The sequence below is a fragment of the Thiobacillus sp. SCN 63-57 genome, from assembly GCF_001725555.1.
In the GTDB taxonomy this organism is placed as follows: Bacteria; Pseudomonadota; Gammaproteobacteria; order Burkholderiales; family Thiobacillaceae; genus Thiobacillus.
This window is the reverse complement of the sequence record NZ_MEGP01000024.1, coordinates 52,113-72,298: the sequence shown is the minus strand read 5'-3', so window position 1 is coordinate 72,298 and position 20,186 is coordinate 52,113. Positions and strand designations below refer to the sequence as shown.

17 protein-coding genes and 1 riboswitch are annotated in these 20,186 nt (G+C 63.0%); of the genes, 12 read left to right on the top strand and 5 right to left on the bottom strand.

Features of this window, described 5'->3' with window-relative positions; genetic code table 11:
• Positions 1-3: 3 nt before the first annotated feature.
• Together ABT23_RS10750 and thiS are read right to left on the bottom strand one after the other, a co-directional pair.
• Entirely contained in the window at positions 4-792 is a 789-nt protein-coding gene (locus ABT23_RS10750) for a thiazole synthase (protein WP_296634838.1), read from the bottom strand.
• 62 nt (positions 793-854) lie between these two features.
• Positions 855-1,058: a sulfur carrier protein ThiS gene (gene thiS, locus ABT23_RS10745; RefSeq protein ID WP_296634836.1), complete on the bottom strand. Its 204-nt coding sequence runs from the start codon at positions 1,056-1,058 to the stop codon at positions 855-857.
• A 184-nt stretch (positions 1,059-1,242) separates the two neighbouring features.
• Here thiS and ABT23_RS10740 point away from each other — a divergent pair, with 184 nt between their 5' ends.
• The 12 genes from ABT23_RS10740 to ABT23_RS10685 all read left to right on the top strand — a co-directional run bounded on the left by ABT23_RS10740 (position 1,243) and on the right by ABT23_RS10685 (position 15,841).
• Positions 1,243-3,309, top strand: a complete 2,067-nt coding sequence (locus tag ABT23_RS10740; protein ID WP_296634833.1) for a DUF1631 family protein — start codon at positions 1,243-1,245, stop codon at positions 3,307-3,309.
• Positions 3,310-3,401: 92 nt separating this feature from the next.
• Positions 3,402-3,493: riboswitch (cyclic di-GMP riboswitch) on the top strand.
• 77 nt (positions 3,494-3,570) lie between these two features.
• A complete protein-coding gene (locus tag ABT23_RS10735) occupies positions 3,571-5,787 on the top strand; it encodes a DUF1631 domain-containing protein (RefSeq protein ID WP_296634831.1) in 2,217 nt (738 codons plus the stop codon).
• A 78-nt stretch (positions 5,788-5,865) separates the two neighbouring features.
• Entirely contained in the window at positions 5,866-6,912 is a 1,047-nt protein-coding gene (gene mutY / locus ABT23_RS10730) for an A/G-specific adenine glycosylase (protein ID WP_296634828.1), read from the top strand.
• 67 nt (positions 6,913-6,979) lie between these two features.
• The gene (locus ABT23_RS10725; protein ID WP_296634825.1) at positions 6,980-7,405 is read left to right on the top strand and encodes a hypothetical protein; all 426 of its coding nucleotides are present in this window, start codon (positions 6,980-6,982) and stop codon (positions 7,403-7,405) included.
• Positions 7,374-8,570 carry a hypothetical protein gene (locus ABT23_RS10720; protein WP_296634823.1) on the top strand — a complete coding sequence of 399 codons (1,197 nt, stop codon included), beginning with the start codon at positions 7,374-7,376 and terminating at the stop codon, positions 8,568-8,570. The genes ABT23_RS10725 and ABT23_RS10720 overlap by 32 nt, the downstream gene beginning before the upstream one ends.
• 3 nt (positions 8,571-8,573) lie before the next feature.
• Positions 8,574-11,318, top strand: coding sequence for an EAL domain-containing protein (locus tag ABT23_RS10715; RefSeq protein ID WP_296634821.1), 2,745 nt, complete (start codon positions 8,574-8,576; stop codon positions 11,316-11,318).
• Positions 11,319-11,372: 54 nt separating this feature from the next.
• Positions 11,373-11,696 (top strand): TusE/DsrC/DsvC family sulfur relay protein, encoded by a 324-nt coding sequence (locus tag ABT23_RS10710; protein ID WP_296634819.1) that lies wholly within the window; start codon positions 11,373-11,375, stop codon positions 11,694-11,696.
• A gap of 110 nt (positions 11,697-11,806) precedes the next feature.
• Positions 11,807-12,727, top strand: a complete 921-nt coding sequence (locus ABT23_RS10705) for a branched-chain amino acid transaminase (RefSeq protein WP_296634816.1) — start codon at positions 11,807-11,809, stop codon at positions 12,725-12,727.
• Between the two features lie 12 nt (positions 12,728-12,739).
• Positions 12,740-12,943 carry a zinc-finger domain-containing protein gene (locus ABT23_RS10700; RefSeq protein WP_018506805.1) on the top strand — a complete coding sequence of 68 codons (204 nt, stop codon included), beginning with the start codon at positions 12,740-12,742 and terminating at the stop codon, positions 12,941-12,943.
• A gap of 45 nt (positions 12,944-12,988) precedes the next feature.
• Positions 12,989-13,423, top strand: a complete 435-nt coding sequence (locus tag ABT23_RS10695) for a nuclear transport factor 2 family protein (protein ID WP_296634813.1) — start codon at positions 12,989-12,991, stop codon at positions 13,421-13,423.
• Positions 13,424-13,476: 53 nt separating this feature from the next.
• Positions 13,477-14,436 carry an alpha/beta fold hydrolase gene (locus tag ABT23_RS10690; RefSeq protein WP_296634810.1) on the top strand — a complete coding sequence of 320 codons (960 nt, stop codon included), beginning with the start codon at positions 13,477-13,479 and terminating at the stop codon, positions 14,434-14,436.
• 31 nt (positions 14,437-14,467) lie between these two features.
• On the top strand, positions 14,468-15,841 hold the full coding sequence (locus tag ABT23_RS10685) for a phosphomannomutase/phosphoglucomutase (protein ID WP_296634808.1): 1,374 nt from the start codon (positions 14,468-14,470) through the stop codon (positions 15,839-15,841).
• A 59-nt stretch (positions 15,842-15,900) separates the two neighbouring features.
• Here ABT23_RS10685 and ABT23_RS10680 read toward each other — a convergent pair whose 3' ends face one another.
• The 3 genes from ABT23_RS10680 to ABT23_RS10670 form a co-directional block, all read right to left on the bottom strand.
• Entirely contained in the window at positions 15,901-16,917 is a 1,017-nt protein-coding gene (locus ABT23_RS10680; protein ID WP_296634806.1) for a glycosyltransferase, read from the bottom strand.
• A gap of 93 nt (positions 16,918-17,010) precedes the next feature.
• Positions 17,011-19,407 (bottom strand): EAL domain-containing protein, encoded by a 2,397-nt coding sequence (locus ABT23_RS10675; protein ID WP_296634803.1) that lies wholly within the window; start codon positions 19,405-19,407, stop codon positions 17,011-17,013.
• Entirely contained in the window at positions 19,400-20,179 is a 780-nt protein-coding gene (locus ABT23_RS10670; RefSeq protein WP_296634801.1) for a phosphate/phosphite/phosphonate ABC transporter substrate-binding protein, read from the bottom strand. Before ABT23_RS10670 ends, ABT23_RS10675 begins: the two co-directional genes overlap by 8 nt.
• Positions 20,180-20,186 lie beyond the last annotated feature (7 nt).

Sequence of the window (20,186 nt, the reverse complement as noted above, 5' to 3'; positions counted from 1 at the left end):
CTGTCATTTGCCGCCTGTAATGAGGCCGCTGGTCGGCGAGCTCGGGCTCGCTTGGTAGATCTTCTTCGGCATGCGGCCGGCGAGGAAGGCCTCGCGCCCGGCCTCCACCGCCTTCTTCATCGCCGAGGCCATCAGCACGGGATTGCCCGCGCCTGCAATCGCAGTGTTCATCAATACGGCATCGCAGCCCAGTTCCATCGCGATGGTGGCGTCGCTCGCTGTCCCCACACCGGCATCGACGATCACCGGCACCGACAGCCGATCGATGATGATCTGCAAATTCCACGGATTGAGAATGCCCATGCCGGAGCCGATCAGGCTTGCCAGCGGCATCACCGCGACACAGCCGATGTCCTCCAGCTGTTTGGCGGCGATGGGGTCGTCGGACGTGTAGACCATGACCTGGAAGCCATCCTTGACCAGCACCTCGGCGGCCCGGATCGTTTCGGACACGTTGGGATACAGCGACTCGGCGTCACCCAGCACTTCGAGCTTGACCAAGGAATGGCCGTCGAGCAGCTCGCGCGCCAGGCGCAGGGTACGGATCGCATCGTCTGCCGTGTAGCAGCCCGCGGTATTGGGCAGATACGTGTATTTCGACGGCGGCAGCGCATCCAGCAGGCTGGGCTGGCTGGCGTCCTGGCCGATGTTGGTACGGCGGATCGCGACGGTGACGATCTGCGCGCCCGAGGCCTCGACCGCGAGACGCGTCTGTTCGAAATCCTTGTATTTTCCTGTGCCGACCAGCAGACGGGAGGCATAGGGTTGTCCGGCGATGACGAGAGGTTCCATGGGGGTGAGGGTGAGGGGTGAGGGGTGAGAGGTGAGGGGTAAATGGTGGCGTGCCGGCTGGCTCAACCGCCGCCGACCGCGACCACGATTTCGAGCCGGTCGCCAGATACAAGCTGCGTATCCGCGTGCCGGCTCTTTGGCACGATCGCGCCGTTGCGCTCGATCGCGATGCGCTTGCCAGCCAGGTCGAGGGTCTCGACGAGCCGGGCAAGTGAAAGCGGAGCTGGAAAGCTGCGGGATTCGCCGTTGATGAGCAGTTCAATCACAAAGCGCTTCTTCTATCGGAGGTGTGCAAGTTTCAGTATCATGACGGATTCTACCCTGAAGGGTACCGATACCGCGCGGGCGTCGTATAGTGGCATTACCTGAGCTTCCCAAGCTCATGAGTCGCCCGCTCCAGATATGGCTTGCCGCCGATTGATTGGGGTAACTCCTGATAGTGTTAAGGCCATGAATACCAAGCCCGCCCCGTCCTCCCCCGACGCCTTGCTGCACGAGGTCGATGCGCGCATGACGCAGGCGTTGGACAATTTCTTCCAGCGCAGTCGCACCGCGATCCAGGACACCATCTTCCGGGTGCTGGCCGACCGGATGGACACCCCGCACGTCGCCACCGGACAAACCTGTCTCGACCTGCTCAACACCAGTCCGGAAGCCTTGTCCACCGCGTTTGCCGACCAGTTTCGCCGCCACCTCGCCCGGCCCGAGACATTTCCCCGTCACCACGGCGATCCTGCGCCCGAACTGCAGCTGGTGGACGACGACACGCTCAAGCGTCAACTGGCCGAAGAGAAGCTTGCTGCCGACATGACCGAAACGCTGCGCGCCGACATGCTGCCGCTGTTCCGCCGCATCCAGGCGGTGCAACGGGCCAAGCAGGAAAAAAACACGAACCATCCCGATGCCTACGGCCCGCTTCCGGTCGTTCGCGCCCTTTCACGCGCACTTGATTCGCAAGGCATGAGTTCGGCATGCGGTACCTTTTTGCTCGAATGCGTACGCGCGCCGCTGCTCGATACGCTGAAACACACTTACACGGCGCTCAATCAATTTCTCAGCATGGTCGATCTTCCCGACCTTCCGGTGCCGGATGCCCCCCGTCCATCCCCGTCCCGACGAAGCGAGCCTGACGTAGGACACGCTGTGCTGGCGCATATCCAGTCCGCCTCCGCCGCCGGAGGAACAGGCCCAGCAAGCGGAGGGTCTTCAACCGGGCTGCTCCAGGGTGCCCCGCCGCGCAGCCTGGTCGACAGCCTGGTCGACAGCCTGGCCGACTGGCATGCCTTCCCCCCCGGACCCACAAGCGCCGGCGGCGAAACACCGTCCTTGGTCCTGCGACAACTGCAGCAGGATGCACGCCAAGCCGGCACCGGTGCATTCGATCTCGCCATACTGGATGCCTTGGCAGGCCTGTTCGAATTCATCCTCGACGATCCCGCCGTCTCGCCGAACTACAAGGTCGAGATCGCGCACCTGCAGATCCCGGCCCTCAGGGTGGCGCTCATTTCGCCCGAGTTTTTCAGCGACGACCAACACCCGGCACGCCAACTGATCGACCTGATGGGCCAGTTCTCCCGACGCTTTCCCGAAGGCGACGCGACGCACCACAGCGCGCTCGAGCAAATCCATACCGCCTGCGCCACCGTTCTCGACGACGCCGATCACCCGAACGAGGCTTTTGCCCGGGCACACAGCGCACTCGCCGTCTGGCTGGCGGGCGAGGATGCGCGCACGGAAGTCGCACTGAATGCTGAAGTCGCGCATCTGGAGCAGATCGAGCGGCAGGAACTGGGCACGCTGCTGGCGCTGGAAAACCTGAATGACCTGACCGAACGCTATCCTGCCCCGGAATCCGTCCTGCGGCGGCTGGAAACCGCCTGGGTTCCGCATATGGCCTCCCTGTACATGGCCGAATCCGGCGAAGGCCCCGACTGGCGGGCGGCCTGCCAGACCCTGCAGAATCTTTTCCTCAGCCTGCAGACGCCCGACAGCGATACCACGCGCGAAACCCGACTGCAATCGATCCCCGCCATCAATGCCGCATTGCGGCAGGGCCTCCTGGCCCAGGGGGCCGAACCAGCGCAATTGAAAGATTTCTTCAGCGCCATCACGGCCACTCAGGAATGCTGGATCCGCCCTGCCCTGGGACATCGCGAAGCGCGGGTGAGCACATTTACCCCGAAGCGCATCTCGCAAGCGCAAATCGAATCGTTGGCCGACCAGGTGCCGGCCCCACAGGAAAACGATCCCGCCCTGCTGCAGGCGCAACAATTGATCGAGGGCGACTGGGTGGATTTCGACCCGCCTTACGAGGGTCTTGCGACTGCCCGCGTGGCCTGGGTCGGCGTACGTGGCTACCTGCTGTTTTGTGACAGCGAAGGCGAGCAGCGCTTTTCACTGGATTGCGAGGGACTCGCGGTGGAAATCCGGACCGGCCGGGCTCGGATTCCGGAGCAGTCACTAACCCGAAATGCCATGCTGCGCCTTAAGGACAGCTTGGTAAACGGTCGCGCTTAATATTTCGGCTTCGACTACACTCAAGTTTCGTTCAGCTTGGCCGATAGGTCAGTTATGCGGTTGTGTGTCGATTTTTCGGCGCAATCGCCGACCACCGAACAGGGCAAACCCGCCGCGAGGCAGGGACGCAAAGTTACCGGTCTCGCCCGCCACATCCGGCTGACGAGATAGCGGGGCCGCCGGCAGTACTCCTGTCACGCGTACACCCTCCGTTGGCCGGCCAGCCGCCGATACCGCGAGGTGATCCCCATGGAGCGCGAGATGCCAGACAATTCAGTCGTAGTTAACCTCAATCAATTCGAGCGAGCGCGCCGTGCGCAGGTCTCCGCCGAGACTTTGTCCGTCCTGCACGGCTGCCGCGACCTGCTGATCGAAGGTGCGACCCGTGTGCTGACTCGGCAGACCGAGGCCATGGAAAACACCCTGCTGGCAATGGCCGACCGTTCGCCTTTGCTGGACACACGCAATACGTATTACGGCGCCCAGGGCATCCTCAACAAGCAGGCCAACGAATTACTGAGTGCCTGCAAGGACGCCTACTGCCAGAACTTCAGCGATTTTGCGCTCAATCGCGAGAAAACGACCGGCAGCGAATTGCTCGAACTGTCCCTGGTGGACGACCAGGATTTCGAAATCACGCTGGCAGTCGATAAAGCCACCTCGCGACTGCGCTTCAACTGCGCCGAGGAACTGGTTGCCCTGGATGCTCGTATTGCCCATCTGCTGGGCCGCAGCGATCTGGCCGAGAACGACAACCCGCTGGGCCCGCGTGCGCTGTGCGAAGCGATGCTCGACGGCATCACCCGCATGCAGCTGGAACAGGACGTGCGAATCGTTCTGCTGAACCAGTTCGATCTGGTGCTCACCACCGAACTCGCCCACATCTACCAGGCCATCAACCGCCATCTGATCGACCGCGGCATCCTGCCTGACCTGAAAGTCGGCGCGAAGAACCGGGCACAAAGCTCGGGACCCGCCCAACACGGCACACCCTCTGCCGGTACGGGCCCTGCCATGCAGGGACAAACCGGCGGCGACATGTTCAGGCTGTTCGAGCAGCTCGCGCATGGCGGCGCGCCGGCCACAGGCGGATATGCCGCCGGTACCGGTGCGGGCGGTGGCAGTGCGTCGGCCGGGCTTGCCGGCTTCAGCCTGCTTGATTCGCTCAGCCAGCTTCAATCCGGCGCCCTCATGCTGCCCGGAGGCGGACGCTTCGAACTGCCCCTGCTGGAAGCCACCAATGTCAGCAACGTGCTGCGCAGCTTGCAGCAAAGCCCAGTCATGCAGGCAGCCAGCCCGCTCGATGCGGTGCTGGTGGACGCTGTGGCCATGCTGTTCGACGTGGTGTTCGACGAAGCCTCCATCCCCGATCGCCTCAAGGCCCAAATTGCGCGCCTGCAGATTCCGGTGCTGAAGGCGGCGATGCTGGACCGCAATTTCTTCTCACAGTCGAATCATCCGGTGCGCCGCATGCTGGATGCGATCGCCACGCTTTCCGTACACCTGCCCGACAACGAGACGGGTAATGCCCGTCTCGATGCCATCTCGCAAGTGGTCAGCCGGGTGCTGGACAGTTTCGAGCAGGACATTGCCGTATTCGAATCCGCTGCCATCGAGCTGGAGGCCATGGCCTCCACTCTGGAAGAAACGCTCGAGGAAACGGTGGATGTCAGCCTGCAACCGGATATCGCCCAGATCAAGCAAAGCGAACGCGCCGAACTCGCGCCGGTCATCGTGCATGATTTCATCAATCGCGCGCTCAAGGACCAACAGGCAGGCGATGCGGTGCGCGAATTCCTGCGCCGCGACTGGGCGCAGTTGCTTACCCAGGATTACATCAGCGAAGGCGAGCAGGGCGCGCATTTCAACAGCCATGTCGAAACCATGCGCGAACTGGTCTGGAGCGTGCAACCCAAGGCGGATATGGATGCACGCCTGATGCTGGTGCGCATTCTGCCCGGGCTGCTGAAGCGCCTGCGTGAAGGTACGGCAGAAATCGACCTGCCGCAAAAACTCTCCGATCGTTTCTTCGCCACCCTGGTCATCCTGCACGCCAACGCGGTACGGCCCAATGCCCAGCCGGTTCCGTTGCCCGACATCACCCCCGAAGAAATCGAAGCGCTCGCGCCTGCCGTACCGGAAGCCCCCCCGATCGTGGCAGCCGAAGCCGAGCCGGCCACGCCTGAAGTGGAAGACGAATTCACCCAGCGCGCCCTTGCCCTGAACAAGGGCGACTGGGTGGAATTCCACTACGATGACGGCACGTTCCGCTGGGCACGACTGGGCTGGGTCAGCAGCATCAAGAACACCTACCTGTTCTCGGATCAGGATGGCATGAACAGCTTTTCCATCGGCCTGCATCGCCTGGCCGACAAGCTGCGCCGCGGCGAAGCCGTGCTGGTCGAACGCAAGTCGATCACCGAGTCGGCGTTCGGCAAGCTGATGAACCTGTTCCGCCAGAAACTCGGCCACGCCTGAGCAGGCAACTGACTCGCGGGCTTCGCTTGCCCCTCCTTTCGCCACGGCTTGTACCCTAAACGGTGCTACCCTGCCGGGGTGAAAAAATCATTTGCGTCCCGCATCATCCACTGGCAGTTGCACCACGGCCGTCATACCCTGCCATGGCAGGGCACACGCGATCCCTACCGTATCTGGCTGTCGGAAATCATGCTGCAGCAGACCCAGGTTGCCACGGCCATCCCCTATTTCGAGCGCTTTGTCGCCCGTTTCCCCGATCTGCCGGCCCTGGCCGCCGCCCAGGAAGACGACGTGCTCGCGTTGTGGAGCGGGCTTGGCTACTACAGCCGCGCGCGCAATCTGCACGCGGCGGCACGCGCCGTCGTGACCCGACATGGCGGGATATTTCCGGCCCGGCCCGACGCCATCGCGCAACTGCCGGGCGTGGGGCGCTCGACCGCTGCGGCCATTGCAGCGCTGGCATTCAGCCAGCGTTGCGCCATTCTAGATGGCAACGTCAAGCGCGTCCTGGCACGCCATGGCGGCATCGCTGGCTGGCCCGGCGACAAGAAAGTCGAGTCGGCGCTGTGGACGCGGGCCGAGTCGTTGCTGCCCGACACGGCCATCGAGGCCTATACCCAGGGCATGATGGATCTCGGCGCACTCGTCTGTACCCGTAGCCAGCCAAATTGTGCGGTCTGCCCGGTCAATACCGACTGCGTCGCCCATACGCAAGGCCGCGCCCACGAATTGCCAACACCACGCCCCAGGAAAGCACTGCCGGAAAAGCAGGTGCAGATGCTGCTGCTGCTCGACCGCGGCGAACTCATGCTTGAAAAGCGTCCCTCGCAGGGTATTTGGGGCGGCTTATGGAGCCTGCCCGAACTGGCTCCCGACGTCGACGCCGCCAGCCACTGCCGCGAGCGCTTCGGCTTCACCGCGCTGGCCAGGCAGGCGCTCCCGCAGTTCACACACAGCTTCACCCACTTCAAGCTACACATCCAGCCGGTCCGGCTCCAGTTGGCGCCACGCCCCGACACACCACCCGGCCAGATCTGGCTCCCTCTGGCCGACGCTCTGGATGCCGCGCTCCCCGCCCCCGTACGTACGCTGGTCAGACAACTCGACCACAAACGAATCCTCTGATTACTGCCCGTGCTGCATTTGCCATGCTATAAAGCGGCAACCTGATAAAACAAACTTCCGACGCCCAGTGGCTCAAGCGTATTTCTTTTTCTGGCGGCTGGTGTTGCTGACATGTCTGCTCAGCCCGCTTACCGCATCAGCTGGAATCATCGTCAATCCCGACGTTGAAGGCCACAGCATCAGCATCACCTCCCTGCGCAACATTTACACCCTGCGCCAGACGTTGTGGCCCAACCACCAACCCATCGTGGTTTTCGTCCTGCCGGATGACCATCCGGCGCACGTGGCCTTCGCCAAGGAGAAGCTCGGCCTGTATCCCTATCGTCTGCGCCAGACCTGGGACCGGATGAGCTTCAGCGGAATGGCCAGTGCGCCGATTCAGGTAAAGGACGAGAACGAAATGCGGGCACGCGTTCGAGCCACACCGGGCGCAATCGGTTATACAAGCAAGGACATGGTTTATGACGGCATCAAGACGCTTAGGCTGGAATAGCCTGCTGTTGGGCAGCCTGCTGGCAGTGTCGCCCGTCCGGGCTGACGAACTGGCCGGCCCCCGCTACCAGATCCAGGGGTTCGCCGCCCAGGGCCTGATCGGCAGCACCAACAACCGTTTCTTCGGCGACAGCCGGAACGGCGTCAGCACCGAGTTCACCGAAGCCGGCCTCCATGGGACCTGGCAGGCGCTCGACGCGGTGCGGCTGTCCGGCCAGATCCTGTATCGGCGTGCGGGCGAAAGCGATCGGGATGGCCTGCGCGTGGATTATGCCCAGGCGGACTGGCAGTTTTACCAGACCGATGTCAGCCAGCTCGGACTCAAGTTCGGCAAGGTCAAGCTTCCCTACGGCCTGTATAACGAAACGCGCGACGTACCGTTCACGCGTTCCGGCATCCTGTTGCCGCAGTCGGTCTATGTCGACAACAGCCGCGACTTGCTACTCGCCGCGCCCGGAGCCTTCCTGCATGGTGCCAGCGTGCAGGAATACGGCGCGTTCGATTTCCTGCTGGGCTGGGTGCGTCCCAATTTCGACAGCCCCTCCGTCGATTACAGTTTTCTTGGCAACACGCGGCCGGGCAAGCTGGAAGGCAAGGGTGCACTGGGCGCCCGCCTGCGCTGGGATCTGCCGACCGATACCACGTTGATGCTGACCTATGCCAATGCCAGGGCCGAGTATGCGCCCGGCAGCAGCGACACGCTGGCAGCAGGCAAGGTGCAGTTCCGCAATATCCTCTTCACGGCCCAGCAACGCCTCGATACCGTCACATTGACGGCCGAGTATGGCGAGCCCCGCTTCGATACCGCAGGCTTCGGCCCGTTCCTGCCCAACAGCCACCGGGTCATCCAGGCGGGGTATCTCCAGGGCGAATGGCGTTTCCTGCCAGCCTGGGAACTGATGTTGCGCCATGACGTCTTCTACCGGGACAAGCACGACAAGGACGGTCGTCTGTTTGCCGCCGCCACCGGTCTGCCGGCCCACAGCATGTTTGCCCGCGACACGACGCTGGGGCTGCGCTGGGACACCACGCCGAACCTGATGCTGCGTGCGGAGTTCCACCATGTCGATGGCACCGGCTGGCTGCCGGGCCCGGACAACCCTGTCTTTCTCAGCCGCGAACAACGCTGGAACATGTGGCTCCTGCAGGCAGCCTATCGGTTCTAGGCCATGCGATCGCCCGTCTTTCTCAGCCTGAAATGGAAGCTGCTGCTGCCGCTCACGCTGGCCATGGCGATCGGTACGATGGCGCTCACCTGGATCAACGACGCCAACCTGCGCCGCGAAGTCCAGCAGACACGCCTCGATAGCGCAACCCGCAACGAGGCGCTGCTACGCTTCCTGATCCAACAAAACGAACGCCAGCTGGTGGATGCCGGATCGGCACTGGCCGATTTTCTGGTGGCCAGTCATGGCGGCCCGCCCGATCTGGATGCCGGCTTCGCCCTGCAGCCTTACTGGGAACAGCTCAGCCTCAACCAGGGATTCGAAAGCCTGCGCCTGTACGATGCCGGTCGACGGTTGCTGACCGGTTTCGGCAGCATGCCGGCGCCCGACGCATTGATCGCGTCCCGGCTCGGTGAGGTGCTCTCGAACGAACATCCGGCCAGCGGCCTGTACTGTGCCGAACGCTGCCTGTTTTACGGCATAGCGCCGGTGCTACGCCAGGGCCGCACCGCCGGCGTGGTGGTAGTCTCGATGGACCTGTCCAACCTGCTGAGCACGTTTGGCCAAAGCAGCGGGCACGACCTGGCGGTCGCAGTCGACCGTCAGCAGAAAACCGCGCTGATCGCCGCCACCACCCCGGACATCGGGGCAATGGTGGGCCAGGCGGATTTCGTTCCTTATCCACAACGGCTGCAGATCGAATCGGCGCTGACCCACAGCAAAGGCAAGGCCTATGTATGGCAAAAGCTGAAGCCGCTTGCGAGTACGCCCGATACCCCGTATTTCATTGCACGCAAGGACGTAACCGATGCCGAGCGCGCCATCAGGCAATCTTTCCTGACCAATCTGGTCACGGGGCTGACCGTTTTCATCCTCGCCGAAGGCGTGCTGCTGGTTTCGCTCGCCTGGCTGATGCGGCGGATGAACCGGGTCAGCACCGGCCTGCCATTGCTGGGCGACGGCCGCTGGCGCGACGCACGCCAGCATCTGCAGTTCCGCGACATCGCACCGGGCGACGAACTCTCCACCCTGGAAAAAGCGGCGCTCACGCTCGCCAGCCAGCTTGAATCGCTCGACACTGCCGCACGCAGCCAGCAGAACGATCTCGCCAAGCTGGTCGACACCCTGTCGCACGAACGCGACTTCATCTCCGGCCTGCTGGACACGGCGCAGGCACTGATCCTGACCCAGGATCGCCAGGGCGTGATCCGGATGGCCAACCATTACGTGGAAACCCTGACCGGCCTCACCGAGCAGCAGCTGATCGGGCAGGACTACTTCAAGCAGATGATCGCGCCACAGGAAAGCCGCGACTGGCGTTCGCGGCTTCTCGTCCATTTCCTCAACGACCCCGCGCCGCTGCGATTCGAGGCGCTGCTCGCCACCCCCGACGGCCTGCGCAACATCACCTGGGTGCATTCGCTGATCGGCCCAAAAGGCGACAGCGAACCACTGATCCTCTCGGTGGGACTGGACCTGACCGAACTCAAGAGCGCGCAGGCTCGCGCCAGCTATCTGTCCGACTACGACACGCTGACCGGACTCTACAACCGCCAGGGCTTCCAGCGGCGGCTGGCCCACGCCCTGACCGAACTGAAGAGCGGCGCCCTCCTGCTGATCGACCTGGATGATTTCAAGGCGATCAACGACCTGGCCGGCCACAGCGCCGGCGATGCCGTGATCCAGAACATGGCCGAACGGCTGCGCGAACTGCAGCCGGCACCCAAGCTGGCCGCACGGCTGGGCGGCGACGAGTTTGCCCTCTACTTCGAACCCCTGCCGGACGCCCAGTTGCTGCAGACTGCGCGTTTTCTGTGCAAGGGCGACCGCGACCAGCACATCGCCACCGCCTGCGTCGGCATCGCCGTAGTCCAGCCCGACTGCACCACGGAAAGCCTGCTGGGCCATGCCGATCTGGCACTATCCCAGGCGCGTGCCAAAGGCCGCTCCAACTGGCATCTCTACAACCCGGGGGACGGCACCCGCGAAAGCCTGCTGGACCGCACGTCGCAGCTTGCATTGATCACCGACGCGCTGCACGACAACCGGCTGGCGTTGTTCCTCCAGCCCATCATGTCGATCCAGGCCGGACGGGCCGTGCACTATGAGGCGCTGCTGCGGGTCCGGGCGCCGGACGGGCAGATTCTGCCGCCCGCTCCGCTGATCGCTGCGGCCGAAGCCTCGGGGCTGATCCGGGAGATCGATCAGTGGGTGCTGCAGCATGCCATCTCTCTGATCGCAAGCCGGCCCGGTCTGCACCTTGCGGTCAACCTGTCCGCCCGCAGCCTCGACAACCCCGAGTTGCCTGCCCTGTTGCAAGCCATGCTGGAGCAGCAAGGCGTCCAGCCGCATCAGCTGATCCTGGAAATCACCGAAACAGCGACCCTGAACCAGATGACGCATGCCGAAATCCTGCTCACCGGCATTCGAACGCTCGGCTGCAAGCTGGCGCTGGACGATTTCGGCGTGGGCTTTTCCACCTTCCAGTACCTGAAACATCTGCCGGTGGATTTCGTCAAAATCGACGGCTCATTCATTCGCACACTGGATCACAGCGAGGACGATCGCCTGTTCGTAAGAGCCCTGGTCGAGGCCATACACGGCTATGGCAAGCTGGCGATTGCGGAATACGTCGAGACCGAGGCCATTCTTCGGTGGGTGACGGAACTTGGCGTGGACTATGCCCAAGGCTATCACTTCGGCCGGCCGCAGCCGGCCGAATCGGTACTTCCGCTCAAGCCTGGCTGATTGCGGACAGGGTGCTATACCTAACATTCTCACGCCCCACACCAGGAGGTTGCCATGAATACACGGCTCGATTCATCCAGCACCGCCGTCTTCGATCTCGACGGTTTCCTGATCGATCCCGCCATGTGGAATGAAAGCCTGGCCGACCGTATCGCCCAAACCGACGGCATCGGCCCCCTCAGCAAGGCGCAGTTTGCCCTGCTCCAGGCCTTGCGGAGCGAGTTCTCCAAGTTCAACACTGTCACCGCGCTCAGCCATGTCTGCCACCTCATTGGGCAAGAAGCCGACTGCATGCAACACCTGTTCCCCAATCCGCGCGAGGCCTGGCGCCTGGCAGGGCTTCCCAATCCGGGCGAGGAAGCCAAAACCTATCTCTGAAGCCGCCTTGCCAGGCAGCCTGAACGGCAACATCCGCTGCGTGCCGGGTGCTTTTCCTCGCCCGGAATCCGGTAAGATTGGCGTTTTCCATTCGTTAGAGAATTTTCACCATGTCCATGGCCGACCGCGACGGCGTCATCTGGTACGACGGCAAGCTCGTCCCCTGGCGCGACGCCACCACCCACGTCCTGACCCACACCCTGCACTACGGCATGGGTGTCTTCGAGGGCGTGCGCGCCTACAAGGCCGAACAGGGCACGGCGATCTTCCGCCTGCAGGAGCACACCGACCGGCTGTTCCGCTCGGCCCATATCCTCGGCATGAAGCTGCCCTTCGACAAGGACACCATTTCCGAGGCACAGCGGACGGTAGTGCGCGAGAACAAGCTCGAATCCGGCTATCTGCGCCCGATGGCGTTTTTCGGCGCCGAAGCGATGGGCATCTCGGCGAAGAACCTGTCGGTGCACGTCATCGTCGCCGCCTGGCCCTGGGGCGCGTACATGGGCGACGAAGCGATCACCAACGGCATCCGCGTGAAGACCAGCTCGTTTTCGCGTCACCACGTCAACATCACGATGTGCAAGGCCAAGGCCAACGGCAACTACATGAACTCGATCCTCGCCCACAAGGAAGCCGAGATGGACGGCTACCAGGAAGCCCTGCTGCTGGACGTCGACGGTTTCGTCGCCGAAGGCTCGGGCGAGAACTTCTTCATGGTCCGCAACGGCAAGCTCTACACGCCCGACCTCACCGCCGCGCTGGAAGGCATCACGCGTGACACCATCGTGCAGCTCGCCGGCGAGATCGGCCTGCAGGTGGTCGAAAAACGCATCACGCGCGACGAGGTCTACTGCGCCGACGAGGCCTTCTTCACCGGCACCGCCGCCGAGGTCACGCCGATCCGCGAACTCGACAACCGCACCATCGGCGAAGGCACGCGCGGCCCCATCACCGCCAGGCTGCAGGCGATGTATTTCGACTGCGTGCATGGCCGTGCCGCAGCCCACACCGACTGGCTCAGCCCGGTCTGAAGCGGGCGCGACATGAGCGAGCGGCACGACAATACCCAGCGCGTCATCGAAATCACCGAAAGCGACCTGCCACTGCATTGCCCGATGCCTCAGCAGAGCGACTGGAGTGCCCACCCGCGCGTCTATCTGCCTATCGAGGCGCGCGGCGATGCGCTGTGTCCGTATTGCGGCACGCTCTATCGCCTGAAAGGCAAGCCCAGCGGCAGCCATCACTAGGTCTGTCGTCCCTGGCCCGGGGCGGCAGGTCCTGATTCGAGAACCATGTCCGAATCCACGTTTCCCACTCCCGAAGCTGCCGAAGCCGCGTTCTACGCGGCTTTCGAGACCCGCTCGCTTGACGCCATGATGGCGGTCTGGGCCAGCGACGACAGCATCGCCTGCATCCATCCCTTGGCCGCGCCGCTGAATGGGCGTACCGCCGTAGCGGCCGGCTGGCGCAGCATGTTCGAGGCCGCGGGTCAGTTCAGCGTACGGGTGGAAATCGCCCACCAGCTACGCGAAACCTCGCAGGTCGTCCGTATCGTTCGCGAATACCTCGTCATTGGCCAGGAGACGGAACCGCGCCCGCCCATACTCGCGACCAATGTCTACCGCAAGGAAGCCGACGGCGGCTGGCGCATGGTGCTGCACCACGCCTCGCCGCTCCAGGTGGGCGGCACGCCGCCCTCGCACACGCCGCCCGTGGTCCTGCATTAAGAAGGATCGGCAGCGATTTGGCTAACCCCCGCGCCATGTCCTTTCCGGAAAGCATGGCTTATCGCGCCCCTGTCTGGCTGCCCGGCGGCCACCTGCAAACCATCTACAGCAGCCTGTTCATCCGCGTTCCGCCGGTAGCCTATCGGCGCGAACGGCTGGAATTGCCGGATGGCGACTTTCTCGATTTCGACTGGGTGGACGGCCACGCCGGTGCGCCGGTGGTAGTGCTGTTCCATGGCCTGGAAGGCAGTGCGGACAGTCACTATGCGCGCGACCTCATGGCCCATGCCCGGATGCGCGGCTGGCATGGTGTGGTGGCGCATTTCCGCGGCTGCTCGGGCGAGGACAACCGGTTGCCGCGCGCCTATTTTGCCGGCGACAGCGGGGACATCGAACGCATGCTGCGTCACGTCAAATCCTTGCACGCCCATGCCCCGGTTTACGCCGTCGGCGTTTCGCTCGGCGGCAACGCGCTGCTGAAATGGCTGGGCGAACAGGGCGAAGCGGCACGTACGCTGGTCGAACGTGCCGCCGGCGTTTCCGCGCCGCTCGATCTCGCCGCAGCCGGCCACACGCTCGATCATGGTTTCAATCGCCGTGTCTACACCGCGCGCTTCCTCGTCACCCTGAAGCAGAAAGCCCTGCGCAAGGCCGTCGGCTTTCCCGGCGCCCTGGATGCGAAAGCGATTGCGGCCGCCACCACCTTCCGCGAATTCGACACGCTGGTCACGGCCCGGCTGCATGGCTTTCGCGATGCCGACGATTACTGGCTGAAGGTCTCCGCCAAACCCCTGCTGCACGCCATCGCAGTCCCCACACTCGTCATCAACGCGCGAAACGATCCGTTCCTGCCGGCCTGGGCCTTGCCGTCGCCAGACGAAGTCTCGCCGACCGTCACGCTCGAACAGCCAGCCACCGGTGGCCACGTCGCCTTCCCTTCCGGCCCGTTCCCGGGCAACCTCGACTGGCTTCCACGCCGATTGATGCAGCATTTCGACACACAGCCCGGGTAGAATCGATCCATCTGAAAACAGGGAGCGTGTTGTGGAATACCCCAAGGAAATCTTCAAGGCCTATGACATCCGCGGTATCGTCGGCACGACCTTCACGCCGGAAATCGTCGAGGCCATCGGCCACGCCATCGGGTCGGAGGCCGTGGCGCGCAGCCAGACCGAAATCTGCATCGGCCGCGACGGCCGCCTGTCCGGCCCCGATCTCGCCGCAGCGCTTGGGCGCGGCATCCGCAAGGCCGGCATCGGCGTCGTCGACCTCGGCATGGTCGCCACGCCGATGACCTATTTCGCCGCCTACCAGCTCGGCACCAACAGCGCAGTGATGGTCACCGGCAGCCACAACCCGCCCGACTACAACGGCCTGAAAATGGTGCTCGGTGGCGAGACGCTATCGGGCGAGGCCATCCAGAAGCTGCGCGAGCGACTGGTGAACAACGATCTCGCACACGGCGACGGAGGCTACCGCCAGCACGACATCGCGGGCGAATATCTCACGCGCATCGTATCGGATGTGAAACTCGCGCGGCCGATGAAGATCATCATCGACTGCGGCAACGGCGTCCCCGGCGCCTTCGCGCCCAAACTCTATCGCGACATGGGCTGCCAGGTGGAGGAGCTGTTCTGCGAGGTCGACGGCAACTTTCCCAACCATCACCCCGATCCCTCGCAGCCCAAGAATCTGCAGGACCTGATCGCCGCGCTGAAAACCAGCGACGCCGAAATCGGTCTCGCCTTCGATGGCGACGGCGACCGCCTCGGCGTGGTCACCAAGGACGGCAGCATCATCTTCCCCGACCGCCAGTTGATGCTGTTCGCCGACGATGTGCTCAGCCGCAACCCGGGTGCCGAGATCATTTTCGACGTGAAGTCCACCCGCAATCTGTTCGGCTGGATCCGCGAACGCGGCGGCCGCCCGCTCCTGTGGAAGACAGGCCACAGCTTCATCAAGGCGAAGATGAAGGAAACCGGCGCGCTGCTGGCCGGCGAAATGTCCGGCCACGTGTTCTTCAAGGAGCGCTGGTTCGGCTTCGACGACGGACTCTACGCCGGCGCGCGCCTGCTCGAATACCTGAGCAAACAGCCCGACATCAATGCCACCCTGCACAGCCTGCCCGACACGGTGAACACGCCCGAACTCAATATCAAGATGGCCGAAGGCGAGCATTACACGCTGATGGATACGCTGCAGAAAACCGCGCGCTTCCCCGATGCCCGGGAGATCATCACGCTCGACGGATTGCGCGTCGAGTATGCCGATGGTTTCGGCCTGGCACGACCGTCGAACACCACGCCGGTGATCGTGCTGCGCTTCGAAGCCGATACGAACGAAGCGCTGGAACGGATCCAGGCCGATTTCCGCCGCGTGATCCACCAGGCCGCACCCGGTCTCGCGCTGCCGTTTTGATCTGCAGGAAGTGACGCGGGTCCATGCGGGTTTTGCCTTCGATTGCCCTTAGGCATTCCCTATGGCTTCGGCGTCAGTAATTTCTCATACTCCGCCAAGGTGCTTAGGCCCATCGCCCGTTTGGTCATGCGCTCGCGGGCAAACTGCCGCGGTGCATGCATCATGCGTTCCCACCCCTCCCCATTGTCGAGAAGACTGATCAATTTTTCCCGAAGCGCCGCAGCATCGCCGACCGGAACGATCAACTCGGGAGGCAGCACTTCGTTCGCAACGGGAACATCGGTGGATACTATTTTCACATCACAAAACAAAGCCTCGTTGAACACATAGGAAAACCCCTCTCGTCTGGAAGCGATGATGACTGCGTCTGCCGAAGCCATCAGGGAAGGGATATTGTCCTTATGGCCCAGCAAACGGATATTGGCCGCGGACGTCAAGTTCGCCACGCGTTGCTGCAGGGCGGGGCGCTCGGGCCCTTCTCCCGCTATCACAAGGCTGACCGGCAATCCGTCGATGGCATCCAGCAGCACATCGAATCCCTTGGCAGTCACCAGTCTACCGACGGCGCATAGGACGGGGAGATCGGCGGGCAACTGATATATCCCCCGGATATCGATCTTCTCGAAACCTGGCTGGTCGACGCCATTGTAGATAACCGAGGCCTGCGTCGCGGGGAAAGACCGGGCGAGATGCCGGCTCACAGTGACGACATGATCCAGTTTCCGGAACGCCTCGACATCACGTTTCATGTTGTGCAACGTCCCTATGGTTGGACTGCGCAACCACGGCTTCAGAGAAGCCACCAGGCTGGCCGCCTTGTTGGCCTGGGCATGGATCACATCGCAGCGGCAAGCTCGCAGCTTGACGAGCAATTCGAGCAGCAACAGGGGATTGCGGCGACTCAGACTGAAATGCACCGGAACCTGTCGCGCCTCTTCAGGCAACGTCACCAGGAACCGTCGATCGCCCAGGACGATTGCTTCATGGCCAGCCGCAAGAATCTGCTGCGTCAGTTCGCGTACGTGTTTTTCCAGTCCACCTTCACCATAGCTGGCGATGACTTGGCATATCCTCAAAACGAGTCCTCTTCTCTATCCGTTCTTCGTCAAACCATGCAAACGTATCACTGAAACAACACGCCATTGCCGGTGATGCCGGACGATTCAGCGTCAGTTGACCAGCAGCGGCGCCGGCCGGTGCAGCAGATAGCCCTGTACGAAGTCCACCCCCATTTCTTCCAGGCAGTTCAGCTCGGCCTCGGTTTCGACCTGTTCGGCGATGGTCTGCTTGCCCAGTTCGTGCCCCAGCGTATGGATGGCCTTGACGATGGCGAGCTTCTCGCGGTCGTGGTCCATGCCGCGCACAAATTCGCCGTCGATCTTGAGGTAAGCCACCGGCAGGCGCTTCAGGTAGCCGAATGATGACTGCCCCTTGCCGAAGTCGTCCAGCGCGAACAGGATGCCATGCGACTTCAGCGCCAGGATCAGCTGCTCGCACGAATCCAGGCTGTCGATGGCGGCGGTTTCGGTCACCTCGAAGCTGATCCTCGAAGGATCGAAATGATACTGGCCGATTTCTTCGAGGACGAAATCGGCCGTGCCTGGATCGCTCAGACTGCGCCCCGACAGGTTGATCGCATAACAGGCGTCATCCTCGGGATGCGTGTCGAGGTAGGCGAAGAAATTGCGGATCACCCAGCGGTCGAAGCTGGGTGCCAGCCCGTAGCGCTCGGCTGCCGGCAGGAATTCACCGGGCGAGATGATCGCGCCATCCTCGCCACGCAGGCGCAACAGGATCTCGTAGTGCGACGTCGAAGCATCTGGTGACAAGGCCACTTTCTGCTGGCGATACAGCATAAACCGGTGCGCCTCGAATGCCTTGGTGATGGCGCCCACCCATTGCATCTCGTCATTGATCTTCCGCAGGGCGGGATGGGTTTTTTCGTAGACCTGGATCGCGTTGCCGCCGAGCGATTTGGCGTGGTAGCAGGCCGTGTCGGCCTGTGCCAGGATCTCGCCGACATCGGTCATGTCCGCGTGCAATTCGGTCACGCCGAAACTCACGCCCAGGCGAAACACCTTGTCGTCCCACTCGAAGCGGAAACGACCGATTTCGTCACGCAGGCCCTGTATGTGGTCCAGCGCAGCGGGCAGCGTACTATCGATGAACAACAGGCCAAACTCGTCGCCGCCCAGCCGCGCAAGATAATGGTTTTTGCCTTCCGCACAGCGCGCCATGATGGCGGTCAGACGTTGCAGCAAGGCGTCGCCTGCACGGTGCCCGCAGGTATCGTTGACCAGCTTGAACCGATCCAGGTCGATGTAGCAGAAAATGCCGCGCCGTGTCGCCTGCTGCACGCCATGCAAAGCCTCGTTCAGCTTGTCCTCCATCGAGCGGCGATTCCACAGCCCTGTAAGATAGTCACGTTCCGCCTGCCAGGCCAGTCGCTGCATCAGGCTGCGCCGCTCGGTCTCATCCTGGAACACCAGCACGCCGCCCTGGATCTTGCCGTCGCCGGAACGGATCGGTGCTGCCGTATCGCTGATCGCTATCGTTGCGCCATCCTGACGGCGGATTACCGCATGGCTGCCCGGACCGACGACCGTATTCCAACGCAGTGCCTGCTCGAGTGGATTGGCTACGGGCGCACCGCTGTTCTCATCGACCAGAGGCAGCACCTCGGAGACCTGTCTGCCCTGTGCATCGGCGCTGCTGAAGCCGGTCAGTTCTTCCGCCCGGGGATTGAGGAACGCAATGCATCCCTCCGCATCGGTGACCACCACGGCATCCGCAATGGATTCGATCGTCACCCGCAGCCGCTCTTTCTCAACCAGCAGTTCCCCATGCTCACGTTCCAGTTCGGCCACCAGCCGACCGACATGATCGGCCATGCGGTTGAACACCAGCTGGGTTTCGCGCACTTCGAGCGGCGAACCATGCGCCAGGCTGACACGCGCATTGAAATCGCCGCATTCGATCGATTTCGCGGCCGTTCGCAGGGCATGCAGACCACGCAGATTGACCTGCAGCAGCCAGCGCAGCAGCAGCATGACGCCAACCAGACTGCCAATCGCCAGCAGGGTGAAGCGCATCGCCAGCGCCCACAAGCCCTGAATAGTGGCGGTGTCGTCCAGTGCCACCGAAACCATGCCGTAGGATGCGCCGCCTACGATGAGCTCGGATTGCCTATGCGGCTCGTGGATATCCAGAAGCGCAGCGAACCAGGCGGGATAAGGCGGCGGTTCGGGCGGCGTATCCGCCTCGAACGTCACCTGGCGAGTGGTGAATCGGACATTCAGGGTGTGGAAATGGTCCACGCGCGCCTTGATCGCCTGCTCGATCGCGGGGTAGTCGCGCAACAGCGCCTGATCCTGGATCGCCGTCTTGATCGCGCTGAGTTCGCGTTCGGCCGTCACATCGAGATGCTGCTGCGCGCGTTCCGTGAGCGGCAGGCCCAGCACCGCCAGGGCCACCAGATACATCACCATGACCAGTACGAACACCGTGCCCAGGATACGCGCATGCAGACTGTAAGGCGTGCGGCGCACCGCCTGCAGGTCATTCATTCAGCGGCACCCGCGTTTTCTTGAAGAACGCCCTGTAATTGGCATAATCGCGGTCTTCCGCCGCGACAAATCCCCGCACGCTCGACAACCCGAGTGATTGTGCCGCCTGTTGCAATATGCGCAGCCCTTCCGGGTCGCCTGCCATGTCGATAAAGGCCTGCCTGACTTTTTTGCCGTCTGCCGCACTGATCCGCGGCGACGCCATCACGGCGAGGTCGAAGTAGCGTTTGGACTCGGCCAGCACCCGGTATTTCAATCGGCGACGCTGGGCGAAATCGGCCATGACCTGGTTGTTTACGCCAGCCGCCACCGCCTGGCCCGATTCCAGCTGCCCCATCGCCGCCTCCTGGTTTCCAGCAAACAACGGCGTGACGTTGACGCCTGCGCGCAGCAGCATATCCATCGGCAGGTAATACCCGGTAGGGCCATACGGATTCGCGAAGGCCACCGGCTCGCCGGCCAGTTCGTGCAATGTGGTGACCGGCGAACGGTCGAGCACTACCACCTGTCCGCGGATGCCCTGCGTATCCTGCCTGGCCAGGACACGCCAACCAAAATCCAGCTTCCCCGCGACCACGCGGTCGGTGGTTTCATTCGCGGTGCGCCCGATGTGCAGTTCCAGCGGTACCCCCGAGCGGGCCGACACGTAGGTCAGGATGGGGTTCCAGTACGCTGCGGTCGCTTGCAGGCTCCGGTGGTTGAGCACGCCGAACGCATAGGGTGCAGGCGGCGCAGCCTGGCATGCCGCACCCAGCAGCAAGGCCAGGCACATCCCTGTT